14 protein-coding genes are annotated in these 13,465 nt (G+C 36.2%); 4 read left to right on the top strand and 10 right to left on the bottom strand.

Annotated elements, in window-relative coordinates:
• Nucleotides 1-22: 22 nt before the first annotated feature.
• The 3 genes from IGL42_RS04780 to IGL42_RS04770 form a co-directional block, all read right to left on the bottom strand.
• Complete coding sequence (locus IGL42_RS04780) at nucleotides 23-1,366, bottom strand: NADH peroxidase (protein WP_010711218.1); 1,344 nt, start codon at nucleotides 1,364-1,366, stop codon at nucleotides 23-25.
• 184 nt (nucleotides 1,367-1,550) lie between these two features.
• Nucleotides 1,551-2,243, bottom strand: coding sequence for a response regulator (locus IGL42_RS04775; protein ID WP_002410754.1), 693 nt, complete (start codon nucleotides 2,241-2,243; stop codon nucleotides 1,551-1,553).
• Complete coding sequence (locus IGL42_RS04770) at nucleotides 2,224-3,774, bottom strand: Spo0B domain-containing protein (protein ID WP_010710460.1); 1,551 nt, start codon at nucleotides 3,772-3,774, stop codon at nucleotides 2,224-2,226. Before IGL42_RS04770 ends, IGL42_RS04775 begins: the two co-directional genes overlap by 20 nt.
• A gap of 147 nt (nucleotides 3,775-3,921) precedes the next feature.
• Here IGL42_RS04770 and IGL42_RS04765 point away from each other — a divergent pair, with 147 nt between their 5' ends.
• On the top strand, nucleotides 3,922-5,247 hold the full coding sequence (locus IGL42_RS04765; protein WP_010710461.1) for a 2-hydroxycarboxylate transporter family protein: 1,326 nt from the start codon (nucleotides 3,922-3,924) through the stop codon (nucleotides 5,245-5,247).
• 31 nt (nucleotides 5,248-5,278) lie between these two features.
• Nucleotides 5,279-6,448: an NAD(P)-dependent malic enzyme gene (locus IGL42_RS04760; RefSeq protein WP_002360544.1), complete on the top strand. Its 1,170-nt coding sequence runs from the start codon at nucleotides 5,279-5,281 to the stop codon at nucleotides 6,446-6,448.
• Between the two features lie 72 nt (nucleotides 6,449-6,520).
• Here IGL42_RS04760 and IGL42_RS04755 read toward each other — a convergent pair whose 3' ends face one another.
• The 4 genes from IGL42_RS04755 to ireB all read right to left on the bottom strand — a co-directional run bounded on the left by IGL42_RS04755 (nucleotide 6,521) and on the right by ireB (nucleotide 8,901).
• The gene (locus IGL42_RS04755) at nucleotides 6,521-7,369 is read right to left on the bottom strand and encodes a helix-turn-helix domain-containing protein (protein WP_002385984.1); all 849 of its coding nucleotides are present in this window, start codon (nucleotides 7,367-7,369) and stop codon (nucleotides 6,521-6,523) included.
• Nucleotides 7,370-7,869: 500 nt separating this feature from the next.
• Complete coding sequence (locus IGL42_RS04750) at nucleotides 7,870-8,175, bottom strand: DUF1292 domain-containing protein (RefSeq protein ID WP_002357933.1); 306 nt, start codon at nucleotides 8,173-8,175, stop codon at nucleotides 7,870-7,872.
• 37 nt (nucleotides 8,176-8,212) lie between these two features.
• A complete protein-coding gene (ruvX, locus tag IGL42_RS04745; RefSeq protein WP_002357936.1) occupies nucleotides 8,213-8,635 on the bottom strand; it encodes a Holliday junction resolvase RuvX in 423 nt (140 codons plus the stop codon).
• Nucleotides 8,632-8,901, bottom strand: a complete 270-nt coding sequence (gene ireB, locus IGL42_RS04740) for a regulatory phosphoprotein IreB (protein ID WP_002357937.1) — start codon at nucleotides 8,899-8,901, stop codon at nucleotides 8,632-8,634. The genes ruvX and ireB overlap by 4 nt, the downstream gene beginning before the upstream one ends.
• Before the next feature lie 435 nt (nucleotides 8,902-9,336).
• On the opposite strand from ireB, the gene IGL42_RS04735 reads away from it, so the two are divergent.
• Nucleotides 9,337-10,089: a threonine/serine exporter family protein gene (locus tag IGL42_RS04735; protein ID WP_002357938.1), complete on the top strand. Its 753-nt coding sequence runs from the start codon at nucleotides 9,337-9,339 to the stop codon at nucleotides 10,087-10,089.
• Between the two features lie 5 nt (nucleotides 10,090-10,094).
• Nucleotides 10,095-10,595 carry a threonine/serine exporter family protein gene (locus IGL42_RS04730; RefSeq protein ID WP_002382172.1) on the top strand — a complete coding sequence of 167 codons (501 nt, stop codon included), beginning with the start codon at nucleotides 10,095-10,097 and terminating at the stop codon, nucleotides 10,593-10,595.
• Nucleotides 10,596-10,646: 51 nt separating this feature from the next.
• Here the strand turns inward: IGL42_RS04730 and IGL42_RS04725 are convergent, their stop codons facing one another.
• From IGL42_RS04725 to IGL42_RS04715, 3 genes are all read right to left on the bottom strand, one after another.
• On the bottom strand, nucleotides 10,647-11,513 hold the full coding sequence (locus IGL42_RS04725) for a TIGR03943 family putative permease subunit (protein ID WP_002379343.1): 867 nt from the start codon (nucleotides 11,511-11,513) through the stop codon (nucleotides 10,647-10,649).
• 18 nt (nucleotides 11,514-11,531) lie between these two features.
• On the bottom strand, nucleotides 11,532-12,446 hold the full coding sequence (locus IGL42_RS04720) for a permease (RefSeq protein WP_002379342.1): 915 nt from the start codon (nucleotides 12,444-12,446) through the stop codon (nucleotides 11,532-11,534).
• 210 nt (nucleotides 12,447-12,656) lie between these two features.
• Nucleotides 12,657-13,463 (bottom strand): MBL fold metallo-hydrolase, encoded by an 807-nt coding sequence (locus tag IGL42_RS04715; protein ID WP_104842523.1) that lies wholly within the window; start codon nucleotides 13,461-13,463, stop codon nucleotides 12,657-12,659.
• Nucleotides 13,464-13,465: the final 2 nt, after the last annotated feature.

Genomic DNA, 13,465 nt, shown 5'->3' with positions numbered 1-13,465 from the left:
ATGGGTTTTATTTTCTCTTCTATTAACGTTCTTGTTTCACCGCTTCTAAAGCCGCTGTATTAATAATATTCCAAGGTTTGTCAAACGCTGGTTGGAAGAAGAAATCCGCATAGGCTAAGTCTTCAATCGTCATTTTGGCTTGAATCGCTAATGAAATAGCATTAATGTTTGCAGTTAAATCTGCTTTTGACATTAATTGAGCGCCTAAAATTTGTGTTGTTTCAGGATCATACACTAATTTAAACCAAGCTTTTTGTTTGTCTGGATTAAAGTCCATCAAGTAGTCTTCTACTACTGTCACCGCTTTTGTTTCTTTTCCTAATTTTTGAGCCATGACTTCGTTAATCCCTGTTGAAGCAAATTTATAATCAAAGACGGCCAAGCCAGAAGATCCTTGAACACCAGGGAAAGGTTTAACTGGTTCCTCTAGGTTTTTCACAGCAAAGCGACCTTGTTTACGAGCATTCGTTGCTAAGGCAATATTTACTTCTGTGTCTGCAGGATTGTATTTAATTAACGTAGCATCCCCTACTGCAAATACATCCGGCTCACTTGTCCGCATGTATTCATCCGTCTTGATTAGGCCATTCGGATGTAATTCTAAGGTACCTTTTAACCAAGAAGTGTTTGGACGGACACCAACCGCTACAACGACCAAATCAGCATCGTACGCATTTTTATCTGTAACGACTTTTTGCACACGACCGTCGCCTTCGTAACGTTCAACTGTTTCACCAGTTGCAATGGTAATATTATTAGCTTCCATCTCTTCTGTTAAAACATCTGTAAATTCTTTATCTAGATATACCCCTAATGGACGATCTAAAATGTCAATAACAGTAACCTTTTTGCCGGCTTTTGCAAATGCTTCGGCAGCTTCAATCCCAATATAACCACTACCAATCACAACCACATTATTGACTTCTGGATCTACTGTTTTTTGTTTTAATTTAATGGCCCATTGACGACCACGCATCAAGTAAATATTATCCAAATCTTTACCTGGAATATCTAATTCAAATGGGACAGCTCCGGGACTGATGATTAATTTATCATAATTTTCAACACGTTCTTCACCTGACACTAAATCTTTCACTGTCACTTGATGTTCTTTTGGTTGAATCGCTGTAATTTCAGTATTAGAAAAGACATTCACACCACGACTCTCCATTTTTTCGCCAGTCATATAGCGAACAGAATTAACATCTTTCACTTTTCCTTCTAGGTACAACTGCATGCCACAAGACAAGAATGAGATAAAATCACCTTTCTCATACCATTGAATTTCTGCATCAGGATGAAGATTTAGTAATTCCTCTACCGCTTCATAACCTCCATGTGATGATCCTAAAACAATAACTTTCATCGCTCGTTCCTCCCATATAATATTATTTCTTACATAATAAAGAATATCATATATTCTCAAAAAATAACAAATAATATCCTCTTTTCCATTCTCAATTAAGTTCTTTAAATGAGAATAAAAAGGAGTATCCTCTGTATTTCGCCACTTTTCAATTACTTTTTAATTTACTAAAAAATAAAAAATACTAAATTCTCCGATACGATTGATAGGGACGCCCCACTTTTAAATAGCTATTTTTACTTTCTAAAAGGTTATTTTTTTCTAGAAACAACACATATTTACGAACAGAAACATGTGAAAGCTGACTCGCTTCTGATAATTCTTGAATCGTAAAATAGTCGGTAAATTCGTCTATTTTTTTTAACAATAATTGTAATGTTGCTTGTGTTAGTCCTTTTTCTAAGGACAGGTTTTGAAGATCTTGTTCATTTTTACGTGCGTTTGTCTGTGAAGAATGAAACAATTGGTCCACTTTTGTTTGCGAAAGCTCCTTCGTTTCCAGCGTGAATTGAGCAGCTTTTTTCTGATAGTTTTCGATACTTTGTTGAAATCGCTCAAAAGAAAAGGGTTTAACTAAATAGTCTAAAACGCCTAAATGTAAGCTTCGTTTAACGTTTTCCAACTCATTGGCAGCCGTAATCAGGATAACTTCTGTATCAATTTTTTCATCTCTAATTGTTGCCAGATAGGTCAAGCCATTGCCATCTTTTAAATGAACATCTAATAAAACAAGTGCTGGTTGTTTTTCTTTCGTTAGTTGTAGACCTTCAGCAATTGTTGCAACCGTAAAAATAGTCGGTTGGTGAATTAATTTTTCAAGATATTTTTGATGTATATATGCAACCATAGGATCGTCTTCAATAATCAATAGGTTCATTTTCCTCTGCTCCTTCGTAATGAACATTTATGCGAAGGACAAGCCAATTGTTTTGTTGGTTTTCCCAAGTCAATGTCGCTTCCGCATTCTCTAATAATCTTGCCAAATAAGAAGTGAAAAACTCTTGCTCAAAGCGTTCCAGTTGTTCTTTTGGATAAGCAAACGAATAAGTCGTCGTCAAACTTCCTGGCTGATAATCAATGGTTTCAATGATCTCTTCTGGCAACGTTTGCTCCATCAGGAAACGATGAATATAACGGTAGATAGCAATCAAATTTTGCGTATCTTCATCTCGTTTATTTGGTGGAATTTCTGGATAAATTTCAATAGCTAATTGTGTTTTAATTTCTGCAAACTTGATTCTTTCCCCACTTAAAAAACCTGCTAGAATAGGATTTCTGACCAAAATAGCTAAGCGCTGTGCAAATTCCTTTTCTGGTTTCAATAAATCGGCTAGATAATGTTTTAGCGCCTCATAATCTTCTAAATCGACTAAGCCATAAATGACATGCATCTTATTCATAAATTCGTGTGATTGACTTTGTAATGCCGAAGCATATGTTGTTGTGCTGACAAGCTGCTCTGCGACAATAAACGTTTCCGTCGCATTTTTCAGAAAGATAACATGCCCAATTGTTTTTTTACGGACATTAATCGGGGCGATTGAGACGAAATAATCCTGGCCATTTTGACGATAGAATTGCTCTGTTTTTGAATGTACGACTAATTTTTCAGGAGATAAAACCAATGCTGAAAGTTTCTTTCCTAGTAAATTTTCTTCACTATTTGTTATATTATGATACATTTTAGTCGCCTCAATATTTGCTAATAAAATATTTTGATCGGTATCAATCACAAGGATTGCGTCTTTCGTTTCCTCAAGCATGGCGTTTCGCTCTTCTAATAAACGAGCAATTTCTCTTGGCTCTAAATCGTGAAGTTGTTTTTTTAAATAATAAGAAACTACGATGGCTAATATAAAGCCAAAACCAATACTTAAAAGGACACTCACTGTGTAATCATTTTTTGTTCGTTCAATCAATTGTGAAAGCGAGGTCATTTTAATGCCCATTGCCACAACCCCAATTTGTTTTCCTTGATCATAGACTGGGACAAAACCTCGTAATGATTCTCCTAAACTTCCTTGACTAACAGACAAATGTTCCTCCCCTTTTAATGCTCGCACTTCATCGCCACCTTCAAAATGCTTACCTATTTTTTGGCGATCAGGATGTGTTAAACGAATCCCCTGCATATTCATAATCACGATAAAATCCAACTGATGGATTTCACCTAAACGAACCGTATACGCTTCCAATTCATCTGAATAGTGATCATTCTTTAAGGCTTCAATAACATTCGGTTCAATAGCCAACTGTTCCCCGACGGCTAAAAGTGCTTGCTCTTGGTTTTTACGAACTTCTTTAATTGTTTGGACCGTCGTTACTCCGTAAAAGAAAGTAATCATAATAATTAATGTTGCAATAAAAATCACTGATAAGAAGCACCATAATTTCCCGCCACGCTTCATTCCATCCCTCTTTTCTCTTCAAATAAAGTATAGCATAGGAAGATTTGGTTAAAAAACTTTTCTTTAGTTAAATTAATTAAATAATCTACTCCAGAGAAAACGTTTACATTATGATGAATATAGATTAAAGTTATAGGAGGAAATAGCATGGAAAAGAAATTGCACGCAACAGCTGCTAATGAAACAGATTGGCGCAACAAATTAACCAAAACGAGGATTGGTTCGGTTACGTTACCTGTTTATCTTGTAACAGCTAGCATTATTCTTGTTACGGCTCTATTAGAACAACTACCAGTCAATATGTTAGGTGGTTTTGCCGTAATTTTAACAATGGGTTGGTTACTTGGAACAATTGGTGGAAATATTCCTATTTTGAAACATTTTGGCGGTCCCGCAATTTTATCTTTATTAGTACCATCAATTATGGTCTTTTTCAATTCACTCAACCAAAATGTCTTAGACTCAACAGATATTTTAATGAAACAAGCAAACTTTCTCTATTTCTATATTGCTTGTTTAGTTTGTGGAAGTATCCTTGGAATGAACCGCAAAATTTTAGTCCAAGGTTTAATGCGCATGATTGTCCCGATGGCATTAGGAATGATTTTAGCAATGGGCGTTGGGACCCTTGTTGGAACACTGTTAGGTCTCGGTTGGAAACATAGCCTTTTCTATATCGTCACTCCTGTTTTAGCTGGTGGAATCGGTGAAGGTATTCTTCCTTTATCCCTTGGTTATAGTGCCATTACTGGGTTGCCAAGTGAACAATTAGTGGGGCAATTAATTCCCGCAACCATTATTGGTAATTTTTTTGCTATCATGTGTTCAGGTTTACTTAGTCGTTTAGGAGAAAAACGCCCTGAACTTTCTGGACAAGGTCAGTTGATTAAAATTACCAATTCAGATGATTTAAGTGATGCTTTAGAAGAAGACAAAGCACCAATTGATGTAAAATTAATGGGCGCTGGTGTTTTAATTGCATGTACCTTATTTATTACAGGCGGTTTATTGCAACACTTAACAGGCTTTCCTGGTCCTGTTTTGATGATTGTTGTCGCAGCCTTTTTAAAATACTTAAACGTAGTACCGAAAGAAACCCAACGCGGATCAAAACAGCTTTATAAATTTATCTCTGGCAATTTTACGTTCCCGTTAATGGTCGGCTTAGGTATGTTATATATTCCTTTAAAAGATGTCGTAGGAATGCTTAGCTGGCAATATTTTGTTGTGGTAATTAGTGTCGTTTTCACTGTTATTGCTACAGGATTTTTCGTTTCACGCTTCATGAATATGAATCCCGTTGAGGCTGCCATTGTCTCCGCTTGCCAAAGTGGTATGGGTGGGACTGGCGATGTGGCTATTTTAAGTACAGCCAATCGAATGAACTTAATGCCGTTTGCACAAGTTGCGACACGTTTAGGCGGTGCCATTACAGTAATAACAATGACTGCTATTTTTAGAATGCTTTTTTAACTATAAGTGAATTATTTAGGAGGAAAATGATATGTCAACAAAAGATGTAAAAGAATTAGCGATTGAGCAAGCAAAAAAATTTGGGGGGAAATTAGAAGTCTGCCCTAAAGTTCCGATTGAAACAAAAGCAGATTTAGGAATTGCCTACACACCAGGTGTTGCGGCTGTTTCTTCTGCCATACATGAAAAAAAAGAACGCGCTTACGAATTAACGACAAAGAAAAACACCGTCGCCGTTATTAGTGATGGTTCAGCAGTTTTAGGTTTAGGTAACATTGGTCCTGAAGCAGCGATGCCTGTCATGGAAGGAAAAGCTGCATTGTTTAAACGCTTTGCTGGTGTGGATTCGATTCCCCTTGTTTTAGATACACAAGATACCGAAGAAATTATTCAAACGGTGAAATTTTTGGCTCCAACCTTTGGGGGGATTAACTTGGAAGATATCAGCGCTCCTCGTTGTTTTGAAATTGAACAGCGTTTAATCGATGAACTAGATATTCCCGTTTTCCATGATGATCAACACGGGACAGCGATTGTTGTTCTAGCGGCTTTGTACAACAGCTTAAAATTAATCAACAAGAAAATAGAGGACATTCATGTGGTAATCAACGGCGGTGGCTCCGCTGGTCTTTCGATCACAAGAAAATTTTTAGCTGCTGGCGTAAAACATATTATCATTGTTGACCGTGCAGGGATTCTGAGCGAAACAGATACAGCTCTGCCACCACACCACGCAGAAATTGCGAAGCTAACCAATCGGGAACACCGTACCGGTGATTTAGCTACTGCTCTTGAAGGCGCTGATGTCTTTGTTGGTGTTTCGGCACCAGGTGTTTTAAAACCTGAGTGGATTCAACAGATGAATGAGCAGCCAGTTATTTTTGCAATGGCTAACCCAGTTCCTGAAATTTTTCCTGATGAAGCTTTAGCGGCAGGCGCTTATATTGTCGGAACTGGTCGTAGTGACTTTCCGAATCAAATTAATAATGTGTTGGCCTTCCCTGGTATCTTCCGCGGTGCCTTAGATGCTCGGGCGAAAAAGATTACGATTGAAATGCAAATTGCCGCTGCCAAAGGTATTGCAAAATTGATTCCCGATAACGAACTCACGCCGACCAATATTATTCCCGATCCATTCCAAGAAGGAGTCGCAAAAGTCGTCGCCGAAAGCGTCCGTAACGCTGTCAAAGAAACAAATTAAAAAGAGAAAAAAAGAACAACCTAACTCCTCTTGAGTTAGGTTGTTCTTTTTAAAATCTGAAACGATAATTCATTATTTAAAACTGATGTTAAACTCTTGCATATCTTTTTCAATATAAGTAAGTAATTTTTTATTTTCAAAGAAACGTGTAAAGTAGTACGCAATACGATAATCTTCAACAGCATCTAGTCCTAGCATTTGTTTATTAAACGCTTTTTCGTATAATAAGCAATCTAAAGAGTAAATAGAACTGTGTGTCCGATTAATTTCGATTCCTTTATCACTTAATTCAATACTCTTTGCATAGTCTTTAATTAATGAATAGAATTTTGCGGTATTATAATAAATACGGCATTGCTCTAATGGATAATCTAATTTGAATTCGCTTAGCAATTGTAAAGATTTATCGTAATAAACTTTTGCTTTTTCAATATCATCTTCTAATTCATATAAAATACCGATCGCATTCATACTCAAAATATTATAAATATTAATATCACGACTAATTTCAGAACCACGATGTAAATAGAACAATGCTTCGCTATTATTTTTCTTACCTAATAAACTCGTAATTCCTTTATAATAGAAAAATTTTGTTTCTAAAATTCTGTTTGAACTTTCGATATCATCTGGATAGTCTTTCAACAAATCATAGGCTTCATCGTGCTTAAAGTAAAAGCATAATTCTTCTACTTTATTTAATAAGCTTTCGAGTTTTTTCTCACTAGAACCTTCGATACATTCTTCTACTTGTAAGTCTAAACGTAGACATACAGATGAGAAAATGTCTAAACTGTCACACACATTTTTGTTTTCAATGTTACTAATTGTTGCTTGTGTACAAATTCCTTTTGCCAATTCAGCTTGCGATAATTTTTTCTTTTTACGCGCTGTTTTGATTTTTTCTCCCGCTACTCTCACAGTCAAAACTCCAATCTTTCTATTTTTTTTGTATTAAACATACCATCATTTTACAGATAATGTTATAATGAAGCTATCATAATAAAGGAGGTGAAATATATGTTTGATTTACTTGCTTTATTAACTGGAATTTCAGTTCGTGGCAATGCACCACACCAATAATTACGTGTTTGTTTAACTGAATTTCTGACGGCTCTACCTATGCCAGTAGGTGGAGCCATTTTTTTATTTAATATTATAAAATTAACAGTATTTCTGAAACCTCACACTTAGTATAACACAAATTATAAATTATGCTAGACAGTTACCAAATTAACGTCATTACAAGGATGTTACGTTTTTACAACATCTTGTAAAACTAGACAATGCTGTCCTTCTTTATCCACCACACTCAATGATAGTGATAGTATCTTATGATAGAAACAACATGTACATTATAACAATTATTATTAAGAAAGCTACTTCTCAATAGGAGAAGTAGCGCTTCTCTCGTTACAGTTTTACTCTTCTTCTTCAGCCATGAATGTATTGAAAACTTCTTCAATCATATCCCATTCAGCGTCTGTTTCGATTTGCTGTAAATCGCCTTCTGTACCTTCTGCGTTTTCCACATATGAGTAAGCTTGCAATTCAACATCTTCATCCTCAGGAATTCCTGCTGGATATAATAAAACATAATTTTTACCGAATTCTTCTTGACCGTCAACAGTTAGTAAGATCTCGTATAATGTTTCATTTCCTTGTTCGTCTACTAAAGTAATGTGTTCATGTCCTTCGTGATCATGATCGTGGTTATGTTCTGTCATTCTTCTTCTCTCCCTTGATGTATTCAAAGCTCGATAATTATCGGCTATGTGCATCTAAATAATTTTGTAGAATCATTACTGCCGCTAGTTTATCAATGACTTTTTTTCTTTTGGCTCTTGAAGCATCTGCTTGCTCCACCAAGAAACGCTCTGCTTGGACAGTTGTTAATCGTTCATCTTGATAGTCAACAGGTAATTGAAATAATTCTTGAATCTTATCACCATATGCCATGGATGCTTCAGCTCTAGGACCGATGGAATTATTCATGTTTTTCGGTAAACCTACGACAAATTTCGTGACTTCGTATTCTTTCACCAATTCACCTAATCGCTCAAAACCGAAGTTCTCTTCCTCTTCATTGATGCGAATAATTTCGATGCCTTGTGCTGTCCAACCTAATAAATCACTAACAGCCACACCGACTGTCCGTGAACCTACATCTAGCCCCATGATCCTCATTTGATATCGATTCCGTGGTTCGCTAAGTAATATTTGGTTAATTCTTCCATGATTTCATCACGTTCATGACGACGAATTAAGTTTCGAGCATCTTGATAACGAGGAATGTAAGCCGGGTCCCCAGAAAGTAAATACCCTACTATTTGGTTAATAGGATTGTATCCCTTTTCTTCTAATGCCCGATATACGGTTTCTAACGTTTCACTGATTGCTTTTTTTCGATTATCATCAAAATCAAAGCGTACTGTTTCGTCTGTAAAACCCATTTTACTACACCTCACTTCTACTTTTATACAATTTCATTTTACTAGAAAAGAACCGAAACTACAAACAAAATTTCTTCTCCTTCTCTCTTTTTTGTTATTTCTTAGTCTTTTATTAATAAAGGCTTCGTAAAAAAATGACAGCCATCGATAATTTTAAAATTATAAAAACAAATACACAACTTTATAAAACAAGAATAAAGCTCTGCTAAATCGCCAGAATATCACCTTTCCCTCCAATTCATTTTGCGAAAAAATCGACGTTTTTCTTTTGAAAACTTTTAAATATCTATGATTAAATAATATCAGCCTTTTAATGTTACAATTCGCTAACAATCTGTTTACGATGTAAATTTTCGATTGCAGCTGTTATTTATTTCCTCTTTTTGGTTCGTTTGTAGTACACTAGAAGAAAATACATAAAGTGAGGCTTGCTCAATGACTCCTGCTCATTTGGATTTACTTTTAGAAACCTGTTTGTTAGCTGGTAAAATTATGATAGAAAGCGATGCAGAAATGTACCGTGTTGAAGATACAATGAGCCGAATTGCGCTTGCTTCTGGCAACTATCGAATGGTTAGCTATGTGACACAAACCGGGTTATTTGTTGGCATAGATGGAACCTCCACGATTCGTATGGTTCAAGTAATGAAACGTGGCATTGATTTAGAAAAAATCTCTCGTGTGAATCAGCTATCTCGTGCTTATGTGGCTGGTGATTTTTCTTTAGAGGAATTACTGAATAAACTAAAAGTGATAGATAGTGAACACCGACATTTTCCAATTAGCGCACGCATTGTTAGTGCGGCCGTTGTCAGCGCTACAATTATGATTCTTTTTGGTGGTGTCTGGTCCGATTTATTCTTGACTTTTCTGATTGGTGGTTGCGGCTATAGTCTTTATTATTTTAGTTTAAAGTTTCTCAAGATTAAATTTTTATCTGAATTTTTAGCTTCGTTGTTCATTGGTGCAGCCGCTATTCTTTCAGTCAAATTGGGACTCGGACAATCACAAGATTTAATCATCATTGGTTGTGTCATGCCTTTAGTGCCTGGTGTGCAAATTACCAATGCTCTTCGCGATTTGCTAGCTGGACACTACTTATCGGGTGTTTCTCGTGGGACTGAAGCATTAATGACTTCAGGAATGATTGGTTTTGGCATTGCTTTTGTCTTTCAACTTTTCTATTAAAAGGAGTGACTTACTTGCTAGGAATCGTTTTGGTACAATTTATCTTTAGTTTTTTAGCTTCTGCGGCGTTTGCGATTATTATTAATGTTCCTCGACGATCACTGGTGGCTTGTGGTCTAACTGGTAGTGTGAGCTGGATGCTTTATTGGGTAATCGTTGAAGTTTTTAGTGGAAATGCAGCATTAGGTTCCCTCATCGGTGCTGTCGGTGTTGCGGCAGTAAGCTACCTATTCTCAAAAATATTGAAAATGCCTGTCACGATTTTTAATATTCCTGGTATTGTTCCATTGGTACCTGGTGGCTTAGCTTATCAAGCTGTTCGGAATATCGTAATTGGCAATTATGAAAAAGGTGCCTATTTTACCGTGCAAGCTGTAATGATTGCTGGGGCAATTGCGTTAGGCTTAGTCGCTTCTGAGGTTTTCAATCAGAATATCCGCAGCTTTCGAGAAAAAAGAGAATCTTTGGGTTTTATTCGTCGTAAACGCAACAAAATTAAAAAATAGACAGCAAAAAAGTTGGTTGCTTCCATTTGATAAGGAAGCAACCAACTTTTTTTAAAAGGAACGATAGACATATTGATTTTTTGGTGCTTGATCTGCTTTGACTTTCTCCACTTGCACAGTTGGTATTTGTCGTTTAAACGGTGGATAATAGGACAACTCAACCGTGCCGGTAATCGTTACCCAATCATTGTTTTGAAATTGCGTATGTTCAGGAAAATGAACCAACAAGCCAAAAACACCAGAATCAGCGACACAATGAATAATCCCAAAACGGAAGACAAACTGGTCAACACTTTCTTCTCGTTTTGAATTATAGACAAAGCCTTTATAAGAAATCCTTTTCCCTGCAAATTGACTTGGATAATTATAGATTAGTTCCATAATTTCCAAATAGTTTTCATCCGTAATTGAAATCACAGATTGGCCATCATATTGTTTCATGGCTTTTGCCATCTGCTTGTCATAATCCGTCTTATTGAAATACATACTTGTATCAGGTTTCAAATATTGCGTTTGCATATCAGGATCCCCTACTGATTCTTTACTTACTGGAAAGTTAAATCCTTTTGCTTCAACAATTGTTGTGTCTAAACTAACTGTCGGAAATAATAAGCCAACAATCAACGGTAAAGAAAGTAGTAAATAGGCAAGCCCTCTTTGGCTGGGTTTTTCCAAATTATGCTGATGGCCATGATGTTCATGTCCCCCATGTTGGTGCATGTCTTCATGTTTTTTTTGTATTGATGGATCTGCTTGGTTCCACAAAATCAATTGGACAATCGCCATAATAAAAGCTAAAACCATTGATAAAACAGCTAAGTAATTATAATGAATATTGATATATTGGTTCAGTTCACCTGAAATTTGAAGATACATCATCAACCCCATATATCCAATTAAAATAATAAATCGTATCATCGATTGTAGGCCTCCTTTCTAAACTACTGCCGCATAAATAGTTACGACAAGCGCCACTATCAAAACAAATTGTACAATGAATGACATCTTAAAATAACGTTTCATCATCAATAAATTTTTAATATCTACCATTGGACCAAAAACTAAGAAGGCGACAATTGGTCCTGTGCCAAATAAACTCAAAAGAGAAGAACCAATAAATGCATCCGCTTCTGAACAAAGTGATAGAGTGGCAGCGATGACTAGCATGACTAGAATCGCTAAAATCTTTGAATGGCCTAATTGCATAAGTGCACCAGTTGGGATATACGTTTGCATGATTGCTGCCAACAAAGAACCAAAAATTAAATAGCGACCTGTATCAAAAAATTCATCAATACTATGGGTTAACGCTGACCAGCCGTTTTTCCAAAATGAACGAACTTCATCAACGTGTTCATGCGTATGAGCAACCTGCTCTTCTTTAATCTGCGCCAACTCTTTTTCTGTTAAAATTGATTCTTTTCGAAAATAAGCTAACCAAATGCCGATAACCCACGCGACAATCATACTACCTAAAACTCGCCAAATCACAAATTTTGTTGCGCCACTAAAAGCTACGTATGTTGAGAATAGCACAATTGGATTAATGATTGGTGCCGTTAACATAAAAGCAAAAGCGGTATGTGTTGGTACATCTTTTTTTACAAATTGATGCACAATTGGTACAATCCCGCATTCACAAGAAGGGAAGAAAAACCCTAGGAAACTCCCTACACAAATTGATAAAAATTTATTTTTAGGTAACACTTTTTTTACTCGTTCTGGTGTTAAAAAAACATGTAAAGCGCCTGAAATCAAGCAACCTAACATGACAAAAGGCAATGCTTCGATAATAATCGAAAGAAAAATAGTGCTCATCTGTAAAACAGAGTTTGGTAAAAATTGAAACATTATAGACCTCCCACTAGTAAAAATCTAGTTAACTATACTCCTAACACCAGACAAACACAAGTATTTGTCAAAAAATTAACTAAGAGTTTAAAAGTATTATCACCGATGTCTCTGTCAAACCAGCTGGATAAAAGAACAAAAAATGAGCATGGGACAAAAATCACTTTGGATTTTTGCTCCACGCTCAAAAACTGATAAACCACCATTATTCTAAATTTGAAATAACTCTGAGGCTGAATTGGGGTCTGTATCATATACCTTAAATGCTTCACCGACGCCTAAATCCTTTTGCTTCAAAGTAGACTCCATTGCCATTCGCGCATGAAGTTTCGTATTATTTTCTTTGCTAAGATGACCTAAATAAATGCGTTTTGTTTTATCACCTAACACATCCGCCATCACAAGAGCACCATCATCATTGGATAAATGGCCTTTATCTCCTAAAATCCGTTGTTTAAGACTCCATGGATAAGGTCCTGCTCGCAAAATTTCAATTTCATGATTGCTTTCGACTAAATAAGCATCTGCATTTTCAATCGTACCACGAATATGATCGCTACAATAACCTGTATCCGTTAGAACAACAAAGGAACGATTATTGCGATGAAAACGATAAAATTGAGGCGCAATCGCATCATGTGAGACACCAAAACTTTCAATGTCCATATCTCCCAAGGTCAAAACTTTGCCCATTTCAAAAATATGTTTTTGAGCGACATCGACTTTGCCAATCATGGGATCCATCGCTTGCCACGTTTTTTCATTGGCATAGACATCTAACTTATATTTTCGCGCTAACACGCCAACGCCATGAATGTGATCCCGATGTTCATGTGTAACTAAAATCGCATCTAAATCTTCTGGTTTGCGATTGACTTCTGCTAACAGTGAAGTGATTTTTTTGCCACTTAAACCCGCATCTACTAATACTTTCTTTTGGTTGGTTTCAATAAAAAGGGAATTGCCTGTACTGCCACTGGCAAGAACACTGATATTAAAAGCAAACTCTGAATCCATTT

Source organism: Enterococcus sp. DIV0712 (genome assembly GCF_050554855.1).
Lineage (GTDB): Bacteria > Bacillota > Bacilli > Lactobacillales > Enterococcaceae > Enterococcus > Enterococcus faecalis.
Note: the sequence above shows the minus strand (reverse complement) of the source record. Positions and strands in the feature narration are given on the sequence as shown.

Bases quoted from the DNA above. Each gene is read 5' to 3' on its own strand.
- ireB (WP_002357937.1), bottom strand. From the start codon at position 8,901: ATGGGTTTTACAGACGAAACAGTACGCTTTGATTTTGATGATAATCGA.
- IGL42_RS04715 (WP_104842523.1), bottom strand. From the start codon at position 13,463: ATGGATTCAGAGTTTGCTTTTAATATCAGTGTTCTTGCCAGTGGCAGT.
- IGL42_RS04765 (WP_010710461.1), top strand. From the start codon at position 3,922: ATGGAAAAGAAATTGCACGCAACAGCTGCTAATGAAACAGATTGGCGC.
- IGL42_RS04770 (WP_010710460.1), bottom strand. From the start codon at position 3,774: ATGAAGCGTGGCGGGAAATTATGGTGCTTCTTATCAGTGATTTTTATT.
- IGL42_RS04750 (WP_002357933.1), bottom strand. From the start codon at position 8,175: ATGACAGAACATAACCACGATCATGATCACGAAGGACATGAACACATT.
- IGL42_RS04735 (WP_002357938.1), top strand. From the start codon at position 9,337: ATGACTCCTGCTCATTTGGATTTACTTTTAGAAACCTGTTTGTTAGCT.
- IGL42_RS04780 (WP_010711218.1), bottom strand. From the start codon at position 1,366: ATGAAAGTTATTGTTTTAGGATCATCACATGGAGGTTATGAAGCGGTA.
- IGL42_RS04725 (WP_002379343.1), bottom strand. From the start codon at position 11,513: ATGATACGATTTATTATTTTAATTGGATATATGGGGTTGATGATGTAT.
- IGL42_RS04775 (WP_002410754.1), bottom strand. From the start codon at position 2,243: ATGAACCTATTGATTATTGAAGACGATCCTATGGTTGCATATATACAT.
- ruvX (WP_002357936.1), bottom strand. From the start codon at position 8,635: ATGAGGATCATGGGGCTAGATGTAGGTTCACGGACAGTCGGTGTGGCT.
- IGL42_RS04720 (WP_002379342.1), bottom strand. From the start codon at position 12,446: ATGTTTCAATTTTTACCAAACTCTGTTTTACAGATGAGCACTATTTTT.
- IGL42_RS04760 (WP_002360544.1), top strand. From the start codon at position 5,279: ATGTCAACAAAAGATGTAAAAGAATTAGCGATTGAGCAAGCAAAAAAA.